Annotated in this window: 19 protein-coding genes; 3 read left to right on the plus strand and 16 right to left on the minus strand. The window is 63.5% G+C overall.

The features are described from left to right. Positions 1-2: 2 nt before the first annotated feature. From tagH to tssA, 8 genes are all read right to left on the minus strand, one after another. Entirely contained in the window at positions 3-1,463 is a 1,461-nt protein-coding gene (tagH, locus tag CK226_RS24740) for a type VI secretion system-associated FHA domain protein TagH (protein ID WP_095793334.1), read from the minus strand. Continuing rightward, complete coding sequence (tssG, locus tag CK226_RS24745; RefSeq protein WP_095793335.1) at positions 1,460-2,527, minus strand: type VI secretion system baseplate subunit TssG; 1,068 nt, start codon at positions 2,525-2,527, stop codon at positions 1,460-1,462. The genes tagH and tssG overlap by 4 nt, the downstream gene beginning before the upstream one ends. Beyond that, positions 2,491-4,365, minus strand: coding sequence for a type VI secretion system baseplate subunit TssF (tssF, locus tag CK226_RS24750; RefSeq protein WP_095789833.1), 1,875 nt, complete (start codon positions 4,363-4,365; stop codon positions 2,491-2,493). Before tssF ends, tssG begins: the two co-directional genes overlap by 37 nt. Before the next feature lies 1 nt (position 4,366). Next, positions 4,367-5,119 carry a type VI secretion system baseplate subunit TssE gene (gene tssE / locus CK226_RS24755; RefSeq protein ID WP_095775014.1) on the minus strand — a complete coding sequence of 251 codons (753 nt, stop codon included), beginning with the start codon at positions 5,117-5,119 and terminating at the stop codon, positions 4,367-4,369. Next, a complete protein-coding gene (locus CK226_RS24760; RefSeq protein ID WP_162034372.1) occupies positions 5,106-5,555 on the minus strand; it encodes an Hcp family type VI secretion system effector in 450 nt (149 codons plus the stop codon). The genes tssE and CK226_RS24760 overlap by 14 nt, the downstream gene beginning before the upstream one ends. Before the next feature lie 83 nt (positions 5,556-5,638). Then, positions 5,639-7,144 carry a type VI secretion system contractile sheath large subunit gene (gene tssC, locus CK226_RS24765; RefSeq protein ID WP_095789835.1) on the minus strand — a complete coding sequence of 502 codons (1,506 nt, stop codon included), beginning with the start codon at positions 7,142-7,144 and terminating at the stop codon, positions 5,639-5,641. 3 nt (positions 7,145-7,147) lie between these two features. Beyond that, positions 7,148-7,684: a type VI secretion system contractile sheath small subunit gene (gene tssB / locus CK226_RS24770; protein WP_019859789.1), complete on the minus strand. Its 537-nt coding sequence runs from the start codon at positions 7,682-7,684 to the stop codon at positions 7,148-7,150. Positions 7,685-7,689: 5 nt separating this feature from the next. Beyond that, on the minus strand, positions 7,690-8,865 hold the full coding sequence (tssA, locus tag CK226_RS24775) for a type VI secretion system protein TssA (RefSeq protein ID WP_095793336.1): 1,176 nt from the start codon (positions 8,863-8,865) through the stop codon (positions 7,690-7,692). A 329-nt stretch (positions 8,866-9,194) separates the two neighbouring features. Here tssA and tssH point away from each other — a divergent pair, with 329 nt between their 5' ends. After that, on the plus strand, positions 9,195-12,047 hold the full coding sequence (gene tssH / locus CK226_RS24780; RefSeq protein ID WP_095793337.1) for a type VI secretion system ATPase TssH: 2,853 nt from the start codon (positions 9,195-9,197) through the stop codon (positions 12,045-12,047). Positions 12,048-12,203: 156 nt separating this feature from the next. Here tssH and CK226_RS24785 read toward each other — a convergent pair whose 3' ends face one another. Then, positions 12,204-12,965, minus strand: a complete 762-nt coding sequence (locus tag CK226_RS24785; protein WP_095789838.1) for an SDR family oxidoreductase — start codon at positions 12,963-12,965, stop codon at positions 12,204-12,206. A gap of 84 nt (positions 12,966-13,049) precedes the next feature. Between CK226_RS24785 and CK226_RS24790 the strand changes: the two genes are divergently transcribed. Then, entirely contained in the window at positions 13,050-14,333 is a 1,284-nt protein-coding gene (locus tag CK226_RS24790; RefSeq protein ID WP_095793338.1) for an aspartate aminotransferase family protein, read from the plus strand. Positions 14,334-14,453: 120 nt separating this feature from the next. After that, on the plus strand, positions 14,454-15,458 hold the full coding sequence (locus tag CK226_RS24795) for a phosphotransferase enzyme family protein (protein WP_245437833.1): 1,005 nt from the start codon (positions 14,454-14,456) through the stop codon (positions 15,456-15,458). Positions 15,459-15,464: 6 nt separating this feature from the next. On the opposite strand, the gene fabG is transcribed toward CK226_RS24795, so the two are convergent. The 7 genes from fabG to CK226_RS24830 all read right to left on the minus strand — a co-directional run bounded on the left by fabG (position 15,465) and on the right by CK226_RS24830 (position 23,488). Further along, positions 15,465-16,229, minus strand: a complete 765-nt coding sequence (gene fabG / locus CK226_RS24800; protein ID WP_095775007.1) for a 3-oxoacyl-ACP reductase FabG — start codon at positions 16,227-16,229, stop codon at positions 15,465-15,467. Positions 16,230-16,309: 80 nt separating this feature from the next. Further along, entirely contained in the window at positions 16,310-17,836 is a 1,527-nt protein-coding gene (locus CK226_RS24805) for an APC family permease (protein WP_095793340.1), read from the minus strand. Between the two features lie 99 nt (positions 17,837-17,935). Further along, positions 17,936-18,634 carry a cysteine hydrolase family protein gene (locus CK226_RS24810; protein WP_095793341.1) on the minus strand — a complete coding sequence of 233 codons (699 nt, stop codon included), beginning with the start codon at positions 18,632-18,634 and terminating at the stop codon, positions 17,936-17,938. A gap of 9 nt (positions 18,635-18,643) precedes the next feature. Then, positions 18,644-19,063: a diol dehydratase small subunit gene (locus CK226_RS24815; protein ID WP_095789843.1), complete on the minus strand. Its 420-nt coding sequence runs from the start codon at positions 19,061-19,063 to the stop codon at positions 18,644-18,646. Then, on the minus strand, positions 19,060-21,330 hold the full coding sequence (locus CK226_RS24820) for a propanediol/glycerol family dehydratase large subunit (protein WP_095793342.1): 2,271 nt from the start codon (positions 21,328-21,330) through the stop codon (positions 19,060-19,062). Before CK226_RS24820 ends, CK226_RS24815 begins: the two co-directional genes overlap by 4 nt. Before the next feature lie 296 nt (positions 21,331-21,626). Further along, on the minus strand, positions 21,627-22,580 hold the full coding sequence (locus CK226_RS24825; RefSeq protein ID WP_095789845.1) for a glycosyltransferase family 4 protein: 954 nt from the start codon (positions 22,578-22,580) through the stop codon (positions 21,627-21,629). Then, positions 22,577-23,488 carry a glycosyltransferase family 2 protein gene (locus tag CK226_RS24830; protein WP_245437834.1) on the minus strand — a complete coding sequence of 304 codons (912 nt, stop codon included), beginning with the start codon at positions 23,486-23,488 and terminating at the stop codon, positions 22,577-22,579. Before CK226_RS24830 ends, CK226_RS24825 begins: the two co-directional genes overlap by 4 nt. Positions 23,489-23,516 lie beyond the last annotated feature (28 nt).

The raw sequence follows: 23,516 nt of genomic DNA on the forward strand, positions 1-23,516 counted from the left end.
TCCTACTCCTCCTCTTCATATGCGTCCCTGAAGTCTGCGCCGATCTCGCCCAGGAAACTCGATTCCGCGCTCTGGGCGATGTCGCGATGGCGTTTCTGGTAGAGCTCCCACAGCTTGGCGTTACGTCCGCCGGAGAGCAGATTGCCGATGGCGGAATTGGACTTGAGCTCTTCCTCGATCGCGGCCGGATCGAAACGGTCGATCATGCGCCGAAGCGCGGCCTGAACGCCGCGCCAGGCGCGTATGTGATGCTGTGCAAGGTCCCTTACCGCGTCGTCGATCGCCGCCTCGCCGGAGAGAAAGCCCGGACTGCGTTCCGAGATGATGGTGACGATGACATCCTCGGCCGTCGGCAGGAATTTAAGCGGGTTGACCTCGGAAGCGCCGACCACCGTCTGGGCGACGCGCGCGCTTCCCTTCTCCTCGGCGCGCTTGCGCAGGAGTTGCATCAAGCCATCCAGCATCAGCCGGTATTCACGTCCGAATTTTTCCATTTCGGCGATCGGGTCGCGGCCGGGAAAATCGGCCTCCTCGACGCCCATGCCGCGCAAGAATGCGGCACGAAGTGCCATATCGCCGGATGCGGGCTGCGCCGGGCGCGCCGGCTTGGGCGCTGGAACGGCGCGTCGCGGCGGCGGTGGCTCGGCTGCTTGCACCGGTACATCCCAGGGATGCCCGGCGCGCGGCTTTTCAGCCTGATGCTGCACACGTCCTGCCGGGTCTGCGCCGATAGCCAGAGGCGGGGTCGCGGCCGGCCCAAAGCTGAAATCGTCATCGAAGCTTGCCGGCTTTGCCGCATGCCCGGACGCATCGTTGCGCGAAGGCATTTCGCCGAACCCGAACGGATCCGGCTGACCTGGAGCAGCGGCATCGCTGGATTGCGATGTCGCCACCGGGTCGAGGCTGAACGGGTCGTCGAAGGCAGGCGAACTGCGCTGGATCGATGGGCGGTCATAAGCCCCCGGAACGGGCTGCTCGAACGGGTTCGGCAAGTCCGCCGGGCGTGGCGGGCGCGGTTCTTCCTCGACCTTGGCCGAGAAGAAGTCGTCGCCGCCGGTGCTGGCAGGCGTTCGCGCTCCCGGCGATGACCATGCAGGCGCGGGATGGCCGGTGACAGGGGCCGGGCCGACCGACGTCCGGTTCGCTTTGGATTGAACCTCGACGTGGAAGATATAGTCGCCCATGCGCAGCCGCATGCCGTTCTGCAGCCGCATCGACCTGCCAGGACCCAGGGGGCTGTCGGAGTCATCGACGAACAATCCGCTGCTCGACGTGTCGGTAACGAAGTAGCCATCCCGGTCGCCGCTGATCTTGCAATGGGCGCGCGAGACGAACATGTCCGGGTCGTCGATCTGCCAGCCGGCGTCGGCGCTGCGCCCGATCACCAATTCGCCCTCGTCCAGCCGGGTCTGCCTGACCACTTGCGAGCGCGGGCTTTGTTCCAGCGTCAGCAGCAGGCTCATGCGGCAGCCTCCGCCATTTCCGGCCGCCAGCCGACGATGGTGTGCAATCTGAGATCGTCGGCGTCACCCTTTTCGGCGGGACGCGCCAGCCAGGCCGTCCGGCCAAGCTGGACGGTCCCGACCCGTGGCGGCGGCACGGCGTCGCGTGCGAGGACGATGCGCAGATCGACGTCGAGCGTCTCGCCGATCATGTCGCGCACCGCCTTCCTGAACAGGCCAAGGCGCCGTTCGCCGGGTAGGAACGACCTGAAGTCGTCGAGGCTCAACGGACCGATGCGCAATTCGATCCTGCTTTGGCGGCTGAAGACCCGCGGCCCGATCGTCGCGCCACGTCCAAGCCCGGCATGGGCCTTGCCGAGACGCGTCTGCAGTGCCTTCGGTATGGTGATCCAAGCGGCGACGAATTCCTTGATCTGCACCTGCACCTTGAAGGCGGTGGCGAGAAACAGCGTCAGCCGCTCCGCGCCGTCGATCTGGTTGGCGAGCGATCCAGCCTGCCGCAGTCGAACAGTGTCGAGTTCGGGATCCTGCGTGCCGGGGAAGCCGATCCCGGACATTGCCTCCAGCATGGCGCGAACCCGCCCGCCGACTGACCGTTCGACCTGCACCGCCGGATGCGCGTCGGCCCAGGCGCGATAGTAGAGGGCCATCATGCGGTGCTGCAGGATGTTGACGAAATCGACGAAGGTCGTGTCGCTGGTCTGCTCGGCATCGGCCCCGGTGAACCAGCGCTGCGACAGCCGGTCGAGCACCCAGCGTGTCAGATGCAATGGCATCGGTCCTTCCGGTCCAAGCAGCCCGAGATTGGCGACGGTCACCCGCGCGTGGGCCTTGTCCCCGGCGTCCTGGAGCTTGACCACATCGCGAGCCGAGAAGCTCAGGCGCACATGCTGGCCAAGTCTCGCCGGCTCGCGGTCGGCCGTTCCGGAATGGCCGAACAATCCACCGCGCTGCTCCAGGCGCCGCAGCAACTCGAAAAAGTCGAAGCTCTCCAGCAACGGTTCGGCCGCAACCGTTGCGGGCTCCGCTAGATCAGGTAGCGATTGCCGGGCGTCATCGGCCATGGCACATCCTCCTGCTTCTGCAGCAACCGGGTACGGGTCCGCACAAATCCGTTTATCCCTGCATGGCGGGCGAACAGCCGCGAAAGCAGTGCCGAAAGCAGCAGCGAACTTTGCCCCGCCAGCACGGACTGGTCGACATGCAGTGTCACTTCGGTACCGCGTCCGAAACACATTGGCCCGTCGATCTGGAGCCGCTCGATCACCGGGCGTGAATCGATGCGCACGATCGAATGCACGTTGCGGGCAAGGCTGGGATCGCCGCGATCGGCATAAAGGTCGAGCAAGGCATGCAGCGGATCGACACCACGGCCTTCCTGGGCAAGGCTGAGGAAGTTGAGAGAGAGCTGCGACACCAGCCGCCAGGCGAGATTGTCGGCGCGGGATTCACCGGCCGCGCTGGCAGGAAGGGACGCCGGGACTGCCGGCTGCGGCGCCCGCAGCGCTCCAAGCAAGCGCACCGCTTCGACCGGATCGGCGGTCTCCAGCGTCAGCGTCGGCGTGTCGTCCAGGATCGGCAGGTCGCGGTTGGTGCACAGCGCCGTGATGTCGAGCCGCTTGAGTGGCCGGTTTGGCGAGCTCCCTGCCGGGCGCGAGACGGCGATGAAGACATCGTCGCCGGTGTAGGAGGTGCGGGTCAGGCCCTCGCGCCGCTCGTCCTCGGTGGCCCGGCGCGGACGCCGCTCAATCGAATAGACCCAGCCGCTGCCGCGGTTCTGCCCCAGGCTGAACAGTTCGGGAATTGTCGCCTCGCCGCTCTCGGCGTCGGCGTCCTCGACCCGCGTGACCCGGAAGATCTCGAAATCCCGCGCCCGCGTGCGGTCGGCGTGCAGCACCTGACGCGTTTTGCGCGGGTCGATCTCGATGACGTTGCATTCGCGTTCGAAGAGATTGATGACCGGTGTCACGAACAATTCGAAGTCGGCAACCGTCACATCGGCGAGCTCGGGCACCGGACGCCGGAACAGGAAGATGATCTCGATCCCCGCATCGCACTTGCGCACCACCGGCTGGAGGCCGGCGACCCGCACATAATGGAAGCGCTCCGGGATCATGAAATATTCGCGCAGCAGCCGGTATCCCTCGAAGGTCGGACGGGTGCGCGGCATCAGCGCTTCGTCGTCGCGGATGCCGATCATTTCGGGCTCGGGCAGCGCCGTCAGCGGATTGGTCTTGCCTTCCGCCCGCGCGCCGAGAGCCGAGCAAGCGCCGAAGATTGCATCGAAAAGCAAGGGTGCCCTGGCACGCCCGGCGAAATAGAGGTCGAGACGGTCAAGCGACAGTTCGCTGAGCTTGCCCTTTCCCGTCCGGGAGAGGGTGACGCGAAACGCCGCCTCGCCGCGCGCGTCGCCGATCGGCGCGATTCCGGCAGCCGCGAGCGCGCTGCGATCCTGGAAATAACCGACCGAGGTGATCGCGATCGGCCACAGCGTGACCTCCTGCGCGGTCGTGAAGGTCGAACGTGTCGAAAGCCCTGGATTGAGGCCGGAGACCAATCGTGTGCCGCGCGCGACGGCGTGGCCGGCAATCATCGACTGCACCTGCTGGCCGGGTTTCAGCACGGCCATCGCCGTCGCCGGCGCCGGCGTCACCAGATCCGGATAAAGCACATCGAGCACGGCGCGCGAGAAGCGCGAGCGCTCCGCGTCGACCTTGAGGCGGGTGCGCGCGGCCAGGAAGGCCACGCCGTCGAGCAGCCGTTCCACATAAGGGTCGGGGCAGGGGACCGTGTCGAGGGAAAGATTACGGGCGACCGCCGGATGCATGTCGGCGAATTCCGCGGCCAACGCCCGGATATGGGTCAGTTCTTCTTCGTAGTACTCCACGAAGACCCGATCCATCTCAGGTCTCCCGGAATTCGGTTCGTGCCAGGCCGTTGTCGAGATTGATCGTGGTGCGCAGCCGCATGCGCTCCGGTGTCGGGGCCATGATCAGCACCGCGTCGATCTCGATCTTGAGGCCGACGGTCTTGTCTCCGAGCGTGACGTTGACGGTCGTGGCGCTCTCCTTCAGGCGCGGCTCGAAGGTGGCAAGCACCGCGCGGATTTCGCGCGCCAGCGCATCGCGGTCGAAATCCCGCGAAGAGCGGCCGGAAAAGGACGGCACGCCATAATTGACCACGCTGCGGCGCACCTCGGGAAAGTCGGCGAGCGACGGCAGTTCGTCCAGGGGCTGTTCGTGTTCGGCATCGGAGAGCATCGGTACGGATTCGAAGCGCTCGGTGTTGAACAGGGCCTCGATGTCGCGCCGCACGGCTTCTTTCAGCACGCGTGCCGAAACCACCACACCGCGGCTTTCGATCTCGGCGCGATGTTCGGCCTGGAAGACCAGCCGGTGCAGGCGCCGCCTCTGCTCTGGCGTCAGTTCGGCTTCGGTATCGATGCCGCGTGCGCTGCCGGCAAGAAGAGCCTCGACGCGCTCGGCGCCGAGTTCTTCATCCAGAAGACGGCGCAGCCCGTCGATCTCCGACGCCACACCAGGCAAGTCGTTGACGAGGCGGTCCCAGAGCGAAGGCTGGACCGCCTCGCGCTTTGCCCGCGAACTGCCGGCAAACTGCGGCTTCGCGCCAGGCCGCTTGGCCTCACTTGCCGACATAGACGTCCATTTCGATCTCGTCGTCCTTGTCGTAGACGAACTTGATCTTCTTGTAGGCGAAGCTGACTTCTTCCTCGATAAGATCGGCCTCGTCGGTGGCCTGCCGCATATCGTACTCCATGACCGAGGCGTCGGTGAGCGTCACGACCAGATAGTCGCTGGTCTCGCCGTCAATGGTGCGGCGTGCCGAGAACACCACCTCGTCGAGCGCCTTGTTCTCGAACAGCGCCTTCTTCAGATATGGCGACGACTTGTCGTAGTGCTTGATGAATTTGATCATTCCCATCGACACACGGCCGCGTCGCGAAAGCGAATTCGGGTCGTAGGGCGCTATCATCTTGTAATCGACGCCATGCACTTCGATCTCGTCTTCATGGCCGTCGCGCTTGCTCGGGCCTTTGATGTCCGGAACTTTCAAAAAACCATCGATCTTCATTGAAGGACCCTCGCTTCTCTCTGTGGTCGGCATTGTCTTTCTCCACCGCTTTTCAAACGAAACAAGATGACTTCGCTGCGACTTCAGCCCTTCACTGACGGCAGTTCCGATACCAGCCGGAGAGAGGCGTTGATGCCTTCCAGCTGGTAGTGCGGACGCAGATAGAAACGGGCATTGTAGTAACCGGGCCGGCCTTCGACGCTGTCGACTTGAACCTCGGCAGCGGCAAGCGGACGCTTGGCCCGTGCCTTGTCGTCGGCGAAGGCCGGATTGGCCAGCACGTACCGGTTGATCCATTCGGTCAACCAGATCTCCATATCGGTGCGTTCCTTGAACGATCCGATCTTGTCGCGCGCGATCGCCTTGAGGTAATGCGCGAAACGCGACACCGGGAACAGGTAGGGCAGGTTGGCGCTCAGCCTTTCGTTCGACTGGGCGTCGGGGTCGACGAGGCGCCCGGCGCGCGTCTCGTCATCCTGGAGCGAGTGCGCGCCGATGAAGGCTGCGAGATCGGTGTTCTTGCGGTGCAGGATCGGCATCAGGCCAAGCTTCGCCAATTCCGCCTCGCGCCGGTCGTCGATGGCGACCTCGGTCGGGCATTTCATTGCGATCGAACCGTCGTCCGTCGGGAAGGCGTGCACCGGCAAATTGAGCACCGTGCCGCCATTCTCGACGCCGCGGATCTGCGTTCCCCAGCCATAGAGCTTGTGGCTGCGGTTGATGTTGACGCCCATCGGGAAGGCGGCGTTCATCCAGACATATTTGTTGTGGTCGCCGCCCACCTCCTCCTCGAAGGTGAAGCCCTTCACCGGAACGGTTTCCGAGCCGTAGGGCAGGCGTGCCAGCACGCGCGGCATGGTAAGCCCGATATAGCGGGCGTCCTCGCTCTCGCGCAGCGACTGCCATGAGGCATAGGACGGGTTGTTCACGATCATCTGCAGGTCTTGCGGGTTCGGCAGTTCCTGCCAGCTGTCCATGCGGAACAGCCGCGGCGACGCGGCCGCGATGAATGGCGTGTGCGCCGAGGCACAGACACCCGAGATGTTGCGCAGCAGGCCGACGTCGCGCGGATGGTTGGAGAACTCGTAGGCGCCGATGATGCAGCCGATCGGCTCGCCGCCCAGCATCGAATACTCGTCCGTGTAGACTTTCTTGAAGATCGGACTCTGGTCCCACATCTGACCTTCATAGTCTTCCAGCGTGTCGGCCAACTGCTCCTTGGAGATGTTCATCACCCGGATCTTCAGCTTGGTGTCAGTCTCGGTGTTGTTGATGAGGTACCAAAGGCCTCGCCAGGTGCCTTCCATCTCCCGCACTTCCGGGGCATGCAGGATCTCGTTGACCTGCGTCGTCAGCATCTTGTCGATGCCCGCGATCAGCGACTTGATCGACCTGATCGCGTTGGACGAGATGGTCGTCGTCTCGGAACGGGACTGAGCGGCCAGTGCCAGGTTGCGCACCAACTGCTGCAGTTTCTCGCTGTCGTCCTTCTTGACCTTGAAATCCTTTTCAAGGAGGCCGCTGAATTCGCCAAGATCGATGGCTTCGGCCTCGGCGGTAGCGGCTGCGGTCTTTTGCTGTTCGGCCATGACTTACTCCTCGCCCTTGCCGTCAGAAATCGCCTGGCCGGCGATCTTGCTCAGCAGCGGCTCGTTGTTCAGAAGCTGCGCGATGCGCTTTTCGGCGTCGACACGGCCATCCATGAAGCCCAGCAGTTCCTCGAGTTGACGCCGCATCTTGAGGATCTCGGCCAGTTGCGGTACCTGCTCGGCGATCTTGTCCGGCGCGAAATCACCCATTTTGGAAAAGGTGAGATCGATCGCCAGTTCCTCGTCCCGCTCGGCGCCTTCGGCTTGCGGCAACGTGTTCTTCACGCGCGCCTTCACGCGCGGTCCCATCGCTTCCATGAATTTGGGGAAGCGATTGGCGTCGGTTTCGACGAAGTTGCGGTCCAGAACCGACTTCGACGCTTCCTTGGTCTGCGAGGCGCCGGAAAGGTCGGCCATGACAGCCATGACGAACGGCAACTCGATCGTCGTGGGGCTGCCGTAGGTTTCGACGTCGTAGGCGATCTGCACGCGCGGGGCGCGGTTTCTTTCGATGACCTTGGCTTTGCTCTCTGCTGGCATACTGGTTACCTTTCATCCTTCTGGGCCGGCTTCTTGGGATCGGCGACACCGGCAAGCAGCCGGAATTCCTTCAGCCCCGACGGGGCGAGATCTTCCATCAGTTCCACGAAATCCATGTGCACCATCCTGCGCACGCGCCGGGCGAGGTGCGGGATAGGGCTGGACGGTTCGGTGCGGTCGTAGAAGGCGACCACGAGATCGAGGCATTTGACGACGTCGTCGCGCGAGTTGATCCGGTCAGGCAGGCCGGCGCTGGCGTCCACGGAGCTTGCCACACTTGCCATCGTTTCGGCTCCATGACCGTTTTGGGTGGGCGTCGATGCCGGTTGGGCCGGCTGCGGGGCAGGCTTTGCCGCACCGTTGGCCATGGCGCCGGCGCTGGAATTCCGCTCCAACGTCGTCAGCAGGCGCTGCAGGAACTTCTTCAAATCCGGAACGGCCGCGCCATTGCCGTCGATGCGGGCATTGAGCGCGGTATCCACCGCCTCCAGCGCCGAAATCGCGGCGCGCGCATCGGCCAAAAGTGTCGCGACAGTGTCCGCGGCCTGATCGATCTGCGCCGCGCATCCTGTGCGCACCCGGTTCAGCAGCTGGTTGTGGGCGGCCGTCAGCGCTGCCTTTTCGGCGGTTCCGAGGCCCGAGGCAGCTTCCTGGAGCATGACGCGCTCGTCGAGCGCTGCCTGTTCCAGGTCTCGCCCGCTGATCGGCCCGATGGCGCGCGGTGAGAAGAAGACGGTCTGCCTGAGGTTCGCCAGCAGGCCTTCCTGGCCGTTCTGGAGGTCAAGCAGCGCATTGATGCGTCGCAGCGCCGCGTCGCGGGGCGTGGCACCAGTCCGCAAAGCCGGATGCATCGTATCCCAGTACTGGTCGAAAGTCCTTGCGATCAGGGTCAGCCCCTGGGCGAGGCCGGCGAGCTTCTCTTCATTGGCCAGCGCGCGCGTGACGATGACCAGAAGGCGCAAATCCCGGCCGCGCGACTGCAATTCTTCCGATTTTTCGAGGACGGCCGCCCAGTCGACGGCGCTGGTTGACTGCGAAGCCTTGTTGCCACCGTCGTGGACGACCTTGAGCTGGGCTTCCGTGAGCCGCTCCAGCTCATGAAAAGCCGGGTCGTTGCGTAAATCCTCTCCCGACGGGTTCGCACCGTCCAGAGGATTCAGCCAGAGTGCGAGATCAATCACACCTACCCCCAGCAAAGGCCCTGTGACCCATGTGACGCAACGTTATCATCGGTCCCATGCCACGACAATTGAGCACTTCCTCAAAAACTAACAGAAGCTGAATTCTCCAGTAATCTTTCAACCAAACCCATTGTGCGATCGGCGGGCCGGGCATGCGAAATGGCTCGCATGCCCGGCCCGCAATCCGGGTTTGTTGGAGGAGTTTGCAGGGCTTGTGTAACCACGAGGTGCCGCCCGAACCGGGTCGGAAGGCCTCGTTCGTCACACGGCTTTGTCAAGCGGCCGCTTCTATGGCAGGGTACGGTCAGCAGATTTCGGGGGCAGGTTCAATGGAACAGCGCCGATCGTCGCAGAGTTTCAAGCGCAAGGAACTGGTTGCAAAGCTCAATCCCACGGGGGTGCGCGCCTTCAAGGCCGCCGCGGACACGGCGAAGATGCGCGGCAACCCCTATGTCGAGCTCGTTCATTTCGTCCAGCAACTGGTGCTGTCCGAGCGCTCGGATGTGCAGATGATCGTCGCCGATGCCGGGCTGGATGTCAGCCGGCTGACCGCCGATATGACCCGCGCCATCGACAAGCTGCCCTACGGCGCGACCTCGGTGGAGGAATTCTCCGATCACATCTTCCACGCCATACAGGAAGGCTGGAGCCTGGCCACACTGGAATTCGGTGTCGAGGAGGTGCGCAGCGCGCATATTCTTCTCGCCTGTCTGAAGACGCCGGCGCTGGATGGGCTGGTTTCGAAAATCAGCGCCGAATTCGACAAGATCGATGCGGACGGGGTCATTGCCCGCTTTGGCGACGTCACCGAGGGCTCGCTCGAAGCCGGCTCACCTCCGGCCGCGGCGGCCGCCGAAATGCCGATGAGACGCGGCCCGGGCGGGGATTCGGCGCTCGCCAAATACGCCACCGACCTGACCCAGCGTGCTCGCGACGGCAAGATCGATCCGGTCGTCGGCCGCGATCCTGAAATCCGCCAGATTGTCGATATCCTGATGCGGCGCAGGCAAAACAACCCGATCCTGACCGGCGAAGCAGGTGTCGGCAAGACGGCGGTCGTCGAAGGCTTTGCCTTGCGTATCGCCCAGGGCGACGTGCCGCCGACGCTTCAGAATGTCAGCGTACGCATGCTCGATGTCGGGCTGATGCAGGCCGGCGCCAGCGTCAAGGGCGAGTTCGAAAAGCGGCTGAAGGCCGTCATAGACGAGGTCCAGGCCTCAGAGACGCCGATCATCCTCTTCATCGACGAGGCACACACGCTGATCGGCGCCGGCGGCGCGGCGGGAACCGGCGATGCGGCCAATCTCCTCAAGCCCGCGCTCGCGCGCGGCGAGCTTCGCACCATCGCCGCCACGACGTGGGCCGAATACAAGCAGCATATCGAGAAGGATCCGGCGCTGACCCGCCGGTTCCAGGTGGTCAAGATCGAAGAACCTTCCGAAACGGTGGCCGTGCTGATGTTGCGCGGTGTCGCAGGCGTTCTCGAGCAGCACCACAAGGTGCAGATCCTCGACGAGGCGATCGAGGCCTCGGTTTCGCTTTCGCACCGCTACATTCCGGCCAGGCAACTACCCGACAAGGCGGTCAGCCTCCTCGACACAGCCTGCGCCCGCGTTGCCGTTTCGCAGCACGCTACGCCGGCGGAGGTCGAGGACATTCTGCGCCGCCGCCAGGCGCTCGAGGTCGAGGAAGGCATCATCGGCCGCGAGGCGGCGATCGGCATCGAAGTGGCCGACAGACAGGCTCGCGTGGAGGCCGGGTTGGCGGAAACCGAGACCGTGCTTGCGGCAGCGCAAGCGCGTTGGGATCGGGAAAAGGCGCTTGTCGCCGAGATTCTCGACCTGCGCGCCAAACTCCGAGGCGAGGGCGTGCCGCTTGACGCGGTGGAGGGCGGGGAAGCCGCTCCGGGCGAGGCCGTCAATGCGCCAGCCGCCGAGGCGCATGAAAGCAAGGCAGCTGAGGCCAAGACGCCGAAACCCGGGACGGCCGAACCCAAGACGGCCGAACCCAAGGGCTCGAAGGCCAAGTCTCCGAAAACAAAGGCGGCAAAGATGGAGGCCGCTGCCGCGCACGAGCCCGTTGCCGTGCCGGATTCCACTGCCGATCTGGCACGACTGCGCGAATTGATGGCGGAACTTGCCGAGGCGCAGGGCGAGACCCCGCTGATCCTGCCGTCGGTCGATCGCAATGCGGTGGCTGCCGTCGTCCAGGACTGGACCGGCATCCCGACGGGACGGATGCTGTCCAGCCAGACCGAGAAGGCGCTCAAGCTCGCCGCCACTTTGTCCGAGCGCGTTGTCGGTCAGGACCATGCGATGGAGATGATCGCGAGGCGCGTGCAGACCAGCCGCGCCGGCCTCGGCGCGCCGGAGAAGCCGGTCGGCGTGTTCCTGCTTTGCGGCCCCTCCGGCGTCGGCAAGACCGAGACAGCCCTGGCGCTGGCCGAAACGCTCTATGGCGGCGAGCAGAACCTGATTTCGATCAACATGTCCGAATTCCAGGAGGCGCACACGGTCTCGACGCTGAAGGGCGCGCCGCCCGGTTATGTCGGCTATGGCAAGGGCGGCATCCTGACCGAGGCCGTGCGGCGCAAGCCCTATTCGGTGATCCTGCTCGATGAGGTCGAGAAGGCGCATCCGGACGTACACGAGATCTTCTTCCAGGTCTTCGACAAGGGCATGATGGACGACAGCGAAGGCCGCCGGATCGACTTCAAGAACACGCTGATCCTGCTCACCTCGAATGTCGGCTCCGAGGTTATCATGGACCGCACCAAGAACGGCACCTTGCGCAGCGGCATGGACGACCTGGACACCGCCTTGCGCGGCCCGCTGCTGAAAGTGTTTCCGGCCGCTTTCCTCGGCCGCGTGGTGACAATCCCTTACTATCCGCTCTCGGACGCGATGATCGAGGCGATCACCAGGCACCAGTTCGGCAAGATCGCGCGGCGCCTCAAGGCAACCAACGATGCCGAGCTGGTGATCGGCGACGGTGTCATGGACATGGTCAAGGCGCGCTGCACCGAGATCGAATCCGGCGGACGCATGATCGACGCCATCCTCACCAACACGCTGCTGCCGGAACTCAGCCGCGGCGTGCTCAATCGCTCGCTCGAGGGCAAGAAGATGACAAAAGTCACCGTCGGTGCCTCGTCGGAAGGATTTACTTACTCTTTCGAATAGATCTTCGACGTTCGTTCCCTGGCGCCGACCAAAGCGCATTCCTATGACCGCTCAGGCCAATCCTTGACGCACCGGCACTCGTGAAAGGCACTCGCGCCAGGCTGAAGCACCTGCGCTTTCCCCGGGAAAACCGCTCACACCTTTCCCGGAATTGTCCTAGATCACCGTTTCTCCTCCATCGACAACCAGGATCTGACCCGTCATGTACGAGGATCGGTCGGACACCAGAAACAGCACTGCCTCCGCGATCTCCTCGACGGTTGCCCAACGGCCAAGCGGCACCCTTTCGCGGATGTAGGCTTCGATGGCTTCCCGGCCTCCCATCTGGGCGATGAAAGGAGCATTGAAGGGCGTGTCCACCCAACCCGGACAAAGCGCGTTGACGCGAATGCCGAACCGGCCATAGTCGCCGGCCATCTGCCTGGTCATCGCGATCACCGCGTGCTTGGTCGTCGTATAGGCGATCATCTCGCGGTCGTAGAGCACGCCGGAGCTCGACGACGTGTTGAGGATGACGCCGCGGCCTGCCTTCTTCATGAATGGCATGACGACGCGGGCACCGAGGAAGTGAGCCCGCACATTGAGCGTCCAGGAGGTGTCGAAGCCTTTCACGCTGACACCGAGCACGTCGCCTTCGACCTGTACGCCGGCATGATTGTGCAGGATGTCGATCCTGCCCTGAGCGTGGATGAAATCGTGAAAACCGGCTTCAAGCGCCTGATCGTCGGTCAGGTCGAACACAAGCGCCTTTGCCCGGCCACCGACGGCAAGAATCTGTTCGACCGTCGCGTTGGCGCCGTCGGCGCTACGATCCGCCACGCCGACCACCGCACCCTCGCGCGCGATGATCAGCGCCGCCGCCCTGCCGATGCCGGATCCCGCGCCGGTGACGATCGCGGTCCTGTCCTTCAGGATCATGCTTCCCCCTTTCTCGCCGGTCGGTAATCCTGCATCATCGATCGGGCGAGCCTCGCCCGATCAACCCTTGAGGACAAGACAGGCATGTACGACTTCGGCCCCTTCGAGTTCGAGTCGAAGCAGGATTTTTTCGACAAGGCAATGCGTTTCTGGAACCCCGACAAGACCAGGTTCTGGCAGAAGGCCGGGATCGATCTGGTGATCGGCAGGCGAGAGGGCTATTTCCTCTACGACATGACGGGGCGGCGCCTGATCGACCTGCACCTCAATGGCGGCACCTACAATCTCGGTCACCGCAATCCGGAGCTGGTCGAGACGCTGAAGAGCGCGCTCGACTATTTCGACATCGGCAACCACTGGTTCCCTTCCGTGGCGCGAACGGCGCTGGCGGAATCCCTCGTCAATGTCTCGCCGGGAATGAAATACGCGATCTTCGCGCCGGGCGGCGCGGAGGCGGTGGACATCGCCATCAAGAGCGCCCGCTATGCCACCAAGCGGCGCAAGATCGTGTCGATCATCAAGGGCTATCACGGGCATTCGGGGCTCGCAGTGGCGACCGGCGACGATCGCTTCACCAAGATCTTTCTCTCCGACCAGCCGGAGACGTTCATCCAGGTTCCCTTCAACGATATCGACGCCATGGAACGGGTGCTCAAGGGCGAAGACGTCGCGGCGCTGATCATGGAGACAATCCCCGCCACTTACGGCTTCCCGATGCCGAAGGACGGCTATCTCGCCGCCTGCAAGGCGCTGTGCGAAAAGCATGGCGCGATGTACATCGCCGACGAGGTCCAGACCGGCCTGATGCGCACCGGCAGCATGTGGGGCTGGCAGGCCTACGGCGTCCAGCCGGACATCATGGTGACGGCAAAGGGCTTGTCCGGCGGCCTCTATCCGATCAGCGCGGCGCTGGTGAACGACAGAGCCGGCGGCTGGCTCAACGAGGATGGGGCAGCCCACATTTCGACGACCGGCGGGGCCGAACTCGGCTGTGTCGTCGGCCACAAGGTCATCGAGATGCTGCAGCGGCCCGAACTGGTGGCCAATGTCGGCACAGTAACCGAGTTCATGGCGCAGGCCATGCGCGAGATGCAGGTTCGTCACGGCGATATCTTCACCGGGGTACGCCAGAAAGGCGTGATCCTCGGGCTGGAATTCAGCAATCATCCGGAAGGCGCCGTCTTCGTGTCGCGTGCGCTCTACGAGCAGGGCGTCTGGGCGATCTTCTCGTCGCTCGACAAGCGGGTGCTGCAATGGAAGCCCGGCGTTCTTCTGGACCACGAGACCTGCCGGGACATCATGGATCGCTTCGATGCGGCAATGCCGCGCGCGCGGGCGTTGCTGCATCAGGCAGGCAAGGCGAGTTGACATGGTCCAACCCTCGTTGAAATTGTCAGGCGTCCAGTGCGAACGGGCGGCTGGGCTTGCCGGGATCGCGCGGGTTCCGGCATGGGGCAGGTGTGCTGGGATAGGGCAGGATGGACAGTGATGGATTTCGACGCGCTCACCCACGACCAGCAACTCGGGATCCTGCAGGAAACGGCGGAAGCGGCCACCGCCAACTACGATCTGCCGGCGGACGTTTCCGTCGATATGATCAACCTGTCGGAGAACGCGACCTACAAGATTGCGGCCCGCGACGGCCGGCGCTGGGCGCTCCGCATCCATCGCGACGGCTACCATTCAAGGATGGCCATTCAATCTGAACTGGCCTGGCTGACCGATCTGCGCCAGACCGGGATCGTCCCGACGCCCGTGCCGGTGGCGGGGAAGGACGGTGAGCAAATCCAGCGTGTCGGCCATGCCAGATTGGCGCAACCACGCAATGTCGTGCTGTCGCAATGGGAGACCGGTTCGGAGCCGGGCATAGGCGAGGCGCTTGGCGAACCTTTCGAACTGCTGGGCGAGGTGACGGCCCGCATGCACATCCACACCCGGCAGTGGAAGCGCCCTTCCTGGTTCAGCCGCCCTGTATGGGATTTCGAAACAAGCCTCGGCGAGGAGAGGCCGCATTGGGGACGCTGGCGTGACGGCATCGGCGTCGATGCCGCGAAAGCCAGGCTTTTTGGCCGCACCGCGGAGCTGATCGGCCGCCGGCTCGCCGCCTTCGGCAAGGGCCATGACCGCTTCGGCCTCATCCATTGCGATCTGCGGCTCGCCAACCTTCTGATCGACGGCAAGACGGTGAAGGTCATCGACTTCGACGACTGCGGCTTCGGCTGGTATATGTACGACGCGGCGACGCCCATCTCTTTCTACGAGCACGAGCCACAGGCAGCCGATCTCATCCGGTCATGGACGACCGGCTATCGCCGTGTGCTTGACCTGCCCAGGGCGGACGAAGACGAGATCCAGACCTTCGTGATGCTGCGCCGTCTGCTCTTGGTCGCGTGGATCGGCTCGCACGCCGAGACAGACCTCGCCAAGTCGATGGGCCTTCCCTATACCGAGGGAACGGTCGGGCTGTGCGAGGCCTATCTGAGCAAGTTTTGAACCAACCTATGCCAGTGCCTCCAGGCTCTCCGGCAGGATCTGGCCGCCATCGACAATGATTGTCTGTCCCGTCACGTAGCCGGCTTCCTTCGATGCAAAGTAGAGCGCGGCGTAGCCGATGTCCTCCACGCTTCCGAGCCGCTTGAGGGGGATCGAGGCGGCCATGGTCTTCTGGTAGTCCCCGCCCAGGCCGACAAGGCCCTCGGTCACGATGTTGCCGGGCATGACGGCGTTGACGGTGATGCCGTATCTCGCCAGTTCGATGCAGGCCGTTCGCATGAAGCCGAGCTGTCCCGCCTTGGTGGCGCCGTAGTGCGACCAGCCGGGAAAACCGGTGATCGGGCCGGTGATCGACGACGTCAGCACGATGCGGCCCTGGTCGGATGCCTTGAGATAGGGAACCGCCGCCTTGACAGCGTGGAAGGTGCCCTTGAGGTTGGTGTCGACAACCTCGTCCCATTGCTGTGAGGTCATGTCCTCGAGCCGTGCCTGCGGGAAGATGCCGGCATTGGCGCACAAAACGTCGATACTGCCGTTTCTCGCGGCTGCCGCGGCAAGCGCGCTCTCGATGCTGGCGAGCGAGGTAACGTCGCCAACCACGCCAAAGGCGCCATGGCCGATCTCGGCGGCCGCGGCTTCGGCCTGGTCGACATGGCGCGCAATGATGGCGACCTTGGCACCCGAGAGTGCGAACACCCGCGCTATGCCCTTGCCGATGCCTTTCGACCCGCCGGTAACGACGACGGATCGACCCCTCAGAGACTGGGTCATGACTTGAACCTCCAAAATGAGACGGGGACAGAGTGATGCTCCGTCCCCGTTGACGCTGGAAATCCAGGGCGAGGAATGCCCTAGCCCTCGTTCACCATGTGACCGATGTTCTCATACGCCTTGGGGTTGGCCGACTTCAGCACGAAGCCCCAGATCAGGCCGACGATAAGGATCGCAAGCCCGACATAGGGGATGCTCCTGGCAAAGCCATTGGTGCCGCCCAGAGTCGCCAGATTGGCGACCAGCGTGTAGACGAGCACCAACTGCACAACGAGCGAGATCAACGGCGCGATGACAGTCGTCAGCATGCTGCCGCCGCCGTTCTTCTTGAACCACATGTAGATGGCCAGCGAGACAACCGCCTGCAGCACCAAAAGCAGTCCGGTGCCAAGCACGGCAAACAGCGTATAGACGCCAAGCCAGGCCTGTCCCGACGGATCGTCGAAGCCGTAGGCCAGACCGTAGAGCAGCACCCATACCGCCGCCAGCACCGACTGCAGCGCCGAGGCCTTGTGCGGGCTCTTGTGGTGGTCATGCGTCTCGGCGATCGCCTGCGGCAGGACGCCTTCGCGCGCCAGCGAATACAGATAGCGGGAAGCGGTGTTGTGGAAAGCCATGCCGCAGGCGAAGGAACTGGTCAGGATGAGCAGCGACATCAACTGGTAGCCCCAGCCACCGACAAAACTCTGAATGGGTGTCAGGAAGAAGTTCACGCCGTCGGAGAAGGCCTTGGCTACCATGTCGGCCTCGGTCGGATAGGCCGCCACCGCGCACCAGCTGACGAAGGTGTAGAACAGGCCAAGGCCGATGACCGAAATCAGCAGCGATTGCGGAATGATGCGCTTCGGATCGCGGGATTCCTCGGCATAGTTCGGCGCCATCTCGAAGCCGACCCACGACCAGAACGCCATGAAGATGCCGACCGCCGCCGCGCCCGCCGGTATGGCCACGGTTCCGACTGTCTGCTCGGCGACAGGCGTGAACACCTTGAACACATTGAGCGAATCGCCGGAAAAATTCGTCCCGCCATGGGCAAAGATCACGCCCAGCGAAAAGATCACCAGCATGATCACTTCCAGAATGAGGGCTATGCCGAGCAGCCGTGCCGACACTTTCACATCGCGGTAGGCGAGGGCCGCGATGACCACGATCATGGCGAGCGCGAGCACGATCCACGGCACGTTGATGCCGAAATGCTGCGAAAGCCACAGATTGCCGAAAAAGGCGAACAGCCCGGTGAGGGAAGCCTCGAACAGCGAGTAGCAGGCGAGCGAGCCGATGCCCGCCGACATGCCGACCTCGCGGCCGAGCCCCTGGCTGATGAAGGAGTAGAAGCCGCCGACCGACGATACGCGCGATGCCATCGCGGCATAGCCGACCGAGAAGATGGTCAGCACGATCGTCGCCATCAGGAAGGCGGCAGGGGTATATTTGCCGATGCCGTAGCCCGCCGCGAACGGGACATTGCCCAGCATCGCCGACATTGGCGCCGCGCCGGTGACGGCCAGGAAGAGCACTCCGGCGAGCCCAACGGCCTTCGAGTGCAAAAGGTTGATGCTGTTACTCTTCGAGACGTCGATCGTCCCGCGTGCAGTTTCTATGGCCATGAAGCCCTCTCCATTCGTGACAGCTGTATGCAGTTCCCCGCACAGGGCGGCCGATGTGTCCCAGCCTGCTCGTGCCGCCATGACAGTACGGACGCAGCGTCACTTTGCCAAGGCCATGATTTTGCATAGCTCGCCGCTCGACATCACGTGGCAATAGATCATGTTGATGATTTCGAGCTCCTTGCGGTGAAGCTCCTCGGTCGCCGCCGCGCAGCAATCCTCGATCACGATGACGGCATAGCTCTCATCCGCCAGGCTGCGCACCGTCGAGGACACGCATTGGTCCGTGAAGATACCGCAGCAGATGACATTCCGGATGCCGAGATTGTGAAGGATCAGGCGCAGATTCGTTCCCGTCAGCGCGGAATCGGTGGTCTTGGTCACCACGATCTCGTCGCCGGCCGGCTGAAGCTCGGCAACCAGCTGCGACGGTGCGTCGTTCTTCGGCAGCAGCAAATTGTTCCAGCCCGGCATTTTCTGAGAGAGCGAGCGATCACGCCCGTCCTTGGTGTGGCAGGCGATGCGGGCAAAAAGGCATTCGATGCCGTTTTGCCGTGCCAGCGCCAGCAGTCGTCCCGTGTTCGGTATGACCGTGCCGTGCATACGCTCGTGGAACGGCGTCCACAGATCGTAGCGATGCTGTTCCTGCTGCGAAAGCGATGCGCGATCCGGCCGTTCCAGGTAGGTGTTCTGAACGTCGATGACCAGGATGGCGGTTTGCGCCGGCACCAGCATCGGATCATCCGGCTCGGGCGCGCCGAGATAGTAGAGCGAACGGAATCCGGTTTTCCAGCTCATGCGGTCCTTTCAGAAGCGGAACGTGAAGAGGCCTCGCGCCGCGTAGGTCTCGGCGGCTTCCTCGATGAAACGGGCGATGCGTTCGGCCTGGTAGGTATCGCGCATCGTGGCAGCGGCCTGGAGCAATTCTTCCTTGGCTTTGGCGCGGCCGGGGCGCAGCAGTTCATAGACCTGCATGATGAAATCCTGCGGCACCTCGACAAGCTCCGCCCCACGCTCGAAGTTGAGGGCCAGTGTCGGCCGTCCGACATCGCGCGCCACATCGGCCTGTGCCTGCAGCGCTTGCGGGGTGATGCGAAGGTCTTCCATCGTCACGTCGCCCGCGAGCACCGAATCCAGCGTTATCTCGGCAAGCGATTTGCCGCGCTTGCCCGTCACGGCGCCGGGCTGTGTTTCGGCGAGCGGATAGTCGGCGCGCGTGTGGGTCACGATTTCACCCCCGTCAGGGTGACGTCGACCTCTTCGGGAGCCGCGCCGGCCTCGGTCAGCCCGGTTTCGATGGCGTAGATGAGGGCGACGCGGGCGTGGTAGCGAGACCCCATGGCCTCGCCCCGCTGCGGCACCACGATGGGCTCCGGCATTTCGCCCAGCGCATAGGCCGCCGCATTGGCACCCAGCGCGCGATAGTGCTCGAGCCTGGTGATCGGCGCATTGGAAAACAGTTCCAGATTGTTGTGCGGCTGGCGATCGCGCTGGTGGATGACGGCCGTGCCCTTGGCCTGGATGCCGATGCCGATGCCGCTGCCGGCCATCCGGGCGGCGGACAGGCCGAGGAAGGAGGTATCGGCCGTATGGCGAAAGCGGACGACGCGCGCCTTGAGCCCGCGTGCCTGGATCGCATCCAGCATGGCGCCGAGCACTTCGGAGAGCCGATGTCCGGCCGTCGTCCGGTAAAGCTTCAGCCCGAAGGCCGGGCTGATGCCGATGACCACATCGTCCTTCGCCGATCCATTGGCCGCCGGCCCAAGGTTGCGATAGCGGATGTGCCTTGCCTCGTCCTTCTCGTGCAGGGCTTCCGAGCGCAGCACCTCCTTCTGGTCCAGCACATCGCGGATGTCATTGAGCTGCAGGCGCCGTTCTTCAGACACGCGGTAGCCGGAACCGGGGCCGAGATAGTCGTTTGGATCGTTGACCGCACTGACGATCCGCCCATTGCGGATCATCGCCGATGTCTGGAGATAGTCACCGGAAAGGCGCAGCTTGACCACGTCGAGGAGGTTCTCCGCCTCTTCGCGGAACCCACGCTTGGCCAGCGCTTTGACCACGTCGATCACGGTGATGCCGCGCTCCTTGATGGCTTCGCTGATAAAGCTGACGTCGCGCGGCATCAGGCTGCGCGTATCGTCGGAACCGGAAGCGTAGACCACGCTGCTCTTCATGTCCTCGGTCGGTGAGGAAAGGTCGAGTTCCTCGAACACGGCGGCGATCGCTTCCACCGCCCTCTCGCGCAGCTCGATCGCGCGCGACTCGGGCAGCGGCGTCAATCCGCCATCGGCCTCGAAATCGCGCTGCAGCACAAGATAATCTTCCAGTTCCTCGCCGTTGATCAGCGACGGGTTGAACGAATTGTCGTATTTCAGGATCGATCCCATGCCGGAGCAGATCAGATCCGAGCCGGCAATCAGGTAGGGAAGGATCTTGGCGCCGACGCGAATTTCCGATTCGGTCGAGCGCGCGTCATTGCCCGAGGCGCATTCGAGATCGAGCCAGACGGCGATGAGGTTCTCGGCCATCAGTTCGCGAACGCCGCCGGGTATGGTGGCGGTCAAGGGCGCTCCGTCGATACCGCCATTTTGCGTGCCTTGCACACCCATGCCGCGCTGCAGGCAGAGGCAGCGCGCTTCCAGGTAGAGCAGCGATTTGGCTTCGTGGAAGCCCATCAGCAACTCGGAGCCGGCACCCGACGTACAGCGCATCTTGACGCCACGCGAGGCGTAGGCGGCGGCCAGGAATGCCTTGGACCACGGCGTGTCGTCGCCATCGGTGAACGACTTTTCAGTGCCGTAGACGGAAACGGTTTCGGCGTAGGAGGTAAAGCCGGCCATGGCGATGCGCAGCTCTTCGGCTTCCTCGCTGGAGCATTGGAACAGCGTTCCCCAGCGGCCGACCGCGCCGCCTACCGCGCATGCCACTGCGTTGGACCAGGCGTTGCGCGACACGCGCATCGTTGTCTCGATCTCGTCGAAGCCGAAGGCGACGGCGGTCGCGGCATCGGCGGCGAGCTGCAGCGGATCGTCCTTGGCGTTGGTGACGTGCGCCTGGTTGCCCGGCGTCTTGCGGGCTCGCATCTTCGAGTAGGCGAAGGCGATCTCCAGCGCGTTGAGCTGAGACACCACTTCGGCGAGTTTGGCGGGTGTCATGCCATGGGCGAGCCGCACCAGCGTCTCGCGCGGCACGTTCATGTCGACCAGCCAGCGTGCGACGGTCGCCGAATCCAGCGCCATCGCTTCCGGTGCCACCTCCGGATCGATGTGATGGCGGGCGATGAAGCGGTCGATCATGTCGTAGTCGTGTTCGAGCACCCCATCGAGGGATACGACGCGCCCGTCCCTGATGCCGATGCCGGGTTGGGGATCGGCCGGACTGGAGAAAGCGGAGAAGCCGTTGGCGGGGTCTTCCGCCGCAAACTTGTCCAGCCGCAACGGCCGCTCGTCCCAGTCGGCGAAGCGCTTCCAGCGGTTCAGTTTCGGCGTCATGCGTGCTATCCTCGACCCAGCCGAAAGACTAGTGAAAGCTTACCCGCCACACAATGACCCTGGATCGACCGCCGGCCAAGGGGGCGCACGCCGCAGGCTCAAAATACCCGAAGCTGCTCGCCATCCTGTCGATCTTCGCAGCAGAGGCGCTCGAAATCCACCGACAGCAGAGGCTGCCGGTGCCACAGGTCATACGGCATTTATTTCGTTTTGCTGGAGCATTGCGCGACGTGTTTCGGCATCGAATTCGGCCGCCAAAGATCAGGTTTGGCCGGGCACGTCTGAAGCCGCACGTCTCATCGGCCCGACCGCTCCGCTGCGGTGAGCAACGAGGTAAACATGTGCGCGTAGTTCTCCGCCTGCACGCCCCAATCCCACTCCCGGATCGTCTCGATCATGCGGGCGGCCATCCGCGACCGGAGCGATGGCGTGTCCCGCAACAGGGCGAGCTTGTTCGCAAGCCCTTCCGCGGTTCCATCGAAGAACAGCCCGTTGTCGCCATCCCGAATCAGCTCGGGCATGTTTCCCACACGGGTCGTCACCACGGGGACACCGCACGCCGCCGCCTCCAGGCAAGGATTGGGTGTGCCTTCGCTGCGACTGGCGCAGACATAAACGTCGAGATCCCGGTAGAAGTCGAGCATTTCGTCATGGTTGCGCCAGTGCTGCTCCCGAATCGCAGTCTGCAGTCGCACGCCCGGCACGGCAGCGACCGCGGGCTCGATGACGTCGTGGAAGCCGCGATGTGCCGGACCATGGTTGCCGAGACTTCCCGCCCATCCGACGCGGAGCTCGCCAGAATAGGGTTGCGGCTCTGGCCGGGGGCAAAAGAATGTCGTGTCGACTCCATTGGGCGTGTAGTGGACCGGAATACGCAGTAGAGGAGCGTATTCGCGCTCGAGCTGCCGATTGTTGACGAAGACGGCGCGCGCCAACCGCTGCAGGATAGCGAGCCCGGGCTCGCGGAATTCGCCCTCCATCTCCCTGTGGCTGCAGATCCCGATGAGCAGCCTGTCAGAGCGCCGGGCGAGGACCGATTCCGGCAGAGGCAGCTTCGCGATCTGGAACCAATAGAAGATGAGCACGACATCCGCGGCGTTCACGTCGGACTCAGTCACATCATGCTGAAATCGTTCGACGATCTCGAACTTCCTTGCCAGCACGCGCCGGAGATTCTGGGTCTTTCTATCGATCGCCCAGCCGGGTCGGTCCGCGATCGCCAGGATGCGGGGGAGGTGTCCATCGCTCACGAGGTGTACCGCTCAAGCCAATGCGCCAACCATGGATTGGCCTCGTCCAGATCATCGTCCGTCGCGGTGGTGCGCACCTGGGTAGTGTCCGGCAGTTGGATATCGCCTGGTCGCAAGCGGGGTCGCCATCCGTGCCAACCACGACCATTGACCTCCTCGCTCAGGAACCGGCGGCCACCATACTTGCGCGCGGCGTGCTCCGCGCTCAGGAACAGATAATGCTTCATGCGAAAACGCTCGGGGGAGAGCCTCACCGGCTCCCCGAAGCGCACGCGATGGCCCCCTGACCACGCAATCTCCATGGGGCCGTCCTGTTTCTTGTACGCACGGACGCAGTGTGGGGAGAACGGCCGGAACGGGTAGTAGGTGCGCAACGTGTCTTGATAATTGGGATTGTCGTGGTCGGGGGCTTCCCTGGTGGGAATGAACGTGAACTCGGAAGACTCGATCGCATTGAAGCCAAGTGCGTCGGCTGCCGCAATGGCGGAGACCAACGATGAGTACGAAGTCGGCGGAAGATGGATCTCGTCAGCGTCAAGATGCATGAACCAGTCAGCCTCGAGCGACTGAAATAGTTCCTCTTTGCGACGAAGAAGCTGTTCCCAGCAATACCAGCCGTTGTGCGGGATGCTTTCGAATCCTATCAACCCTGCCCCGCGGTAGCGCTGGGCAATCTCCAGCGTTCGGTCCGTCGACTGATTGTCGCAAATGTAGACCTGTACGCCTTGACGAAAGAGATTCTCGAGACATCCGGCGACGAACCGTTCCTCGTTGCGTGTTGTAAGGACTGCGACGACTCGCGGGGATTTCCGATCACGCGCGGCATGCGCAATGTTGGTGTTGAGTTCGACCAAGTTCCTCAATCCTTCGTTGTGTGCTTCCGGATGCTGGCCGGTCAACTGGCGCAATTACTGAACTTGGCCGAAATGACAAGTC

Origin of the sequence: Mesorhizobium sp. WSM4311, assembly GCF_002295115.1 — a bacterium.
Taxonomy (GTDB): domain Bacteria; phylum Pseudomonadota; class Alphaproteobacteria; order Rhizobiales; family Rhizobiaceae; genus Mesorhizobium.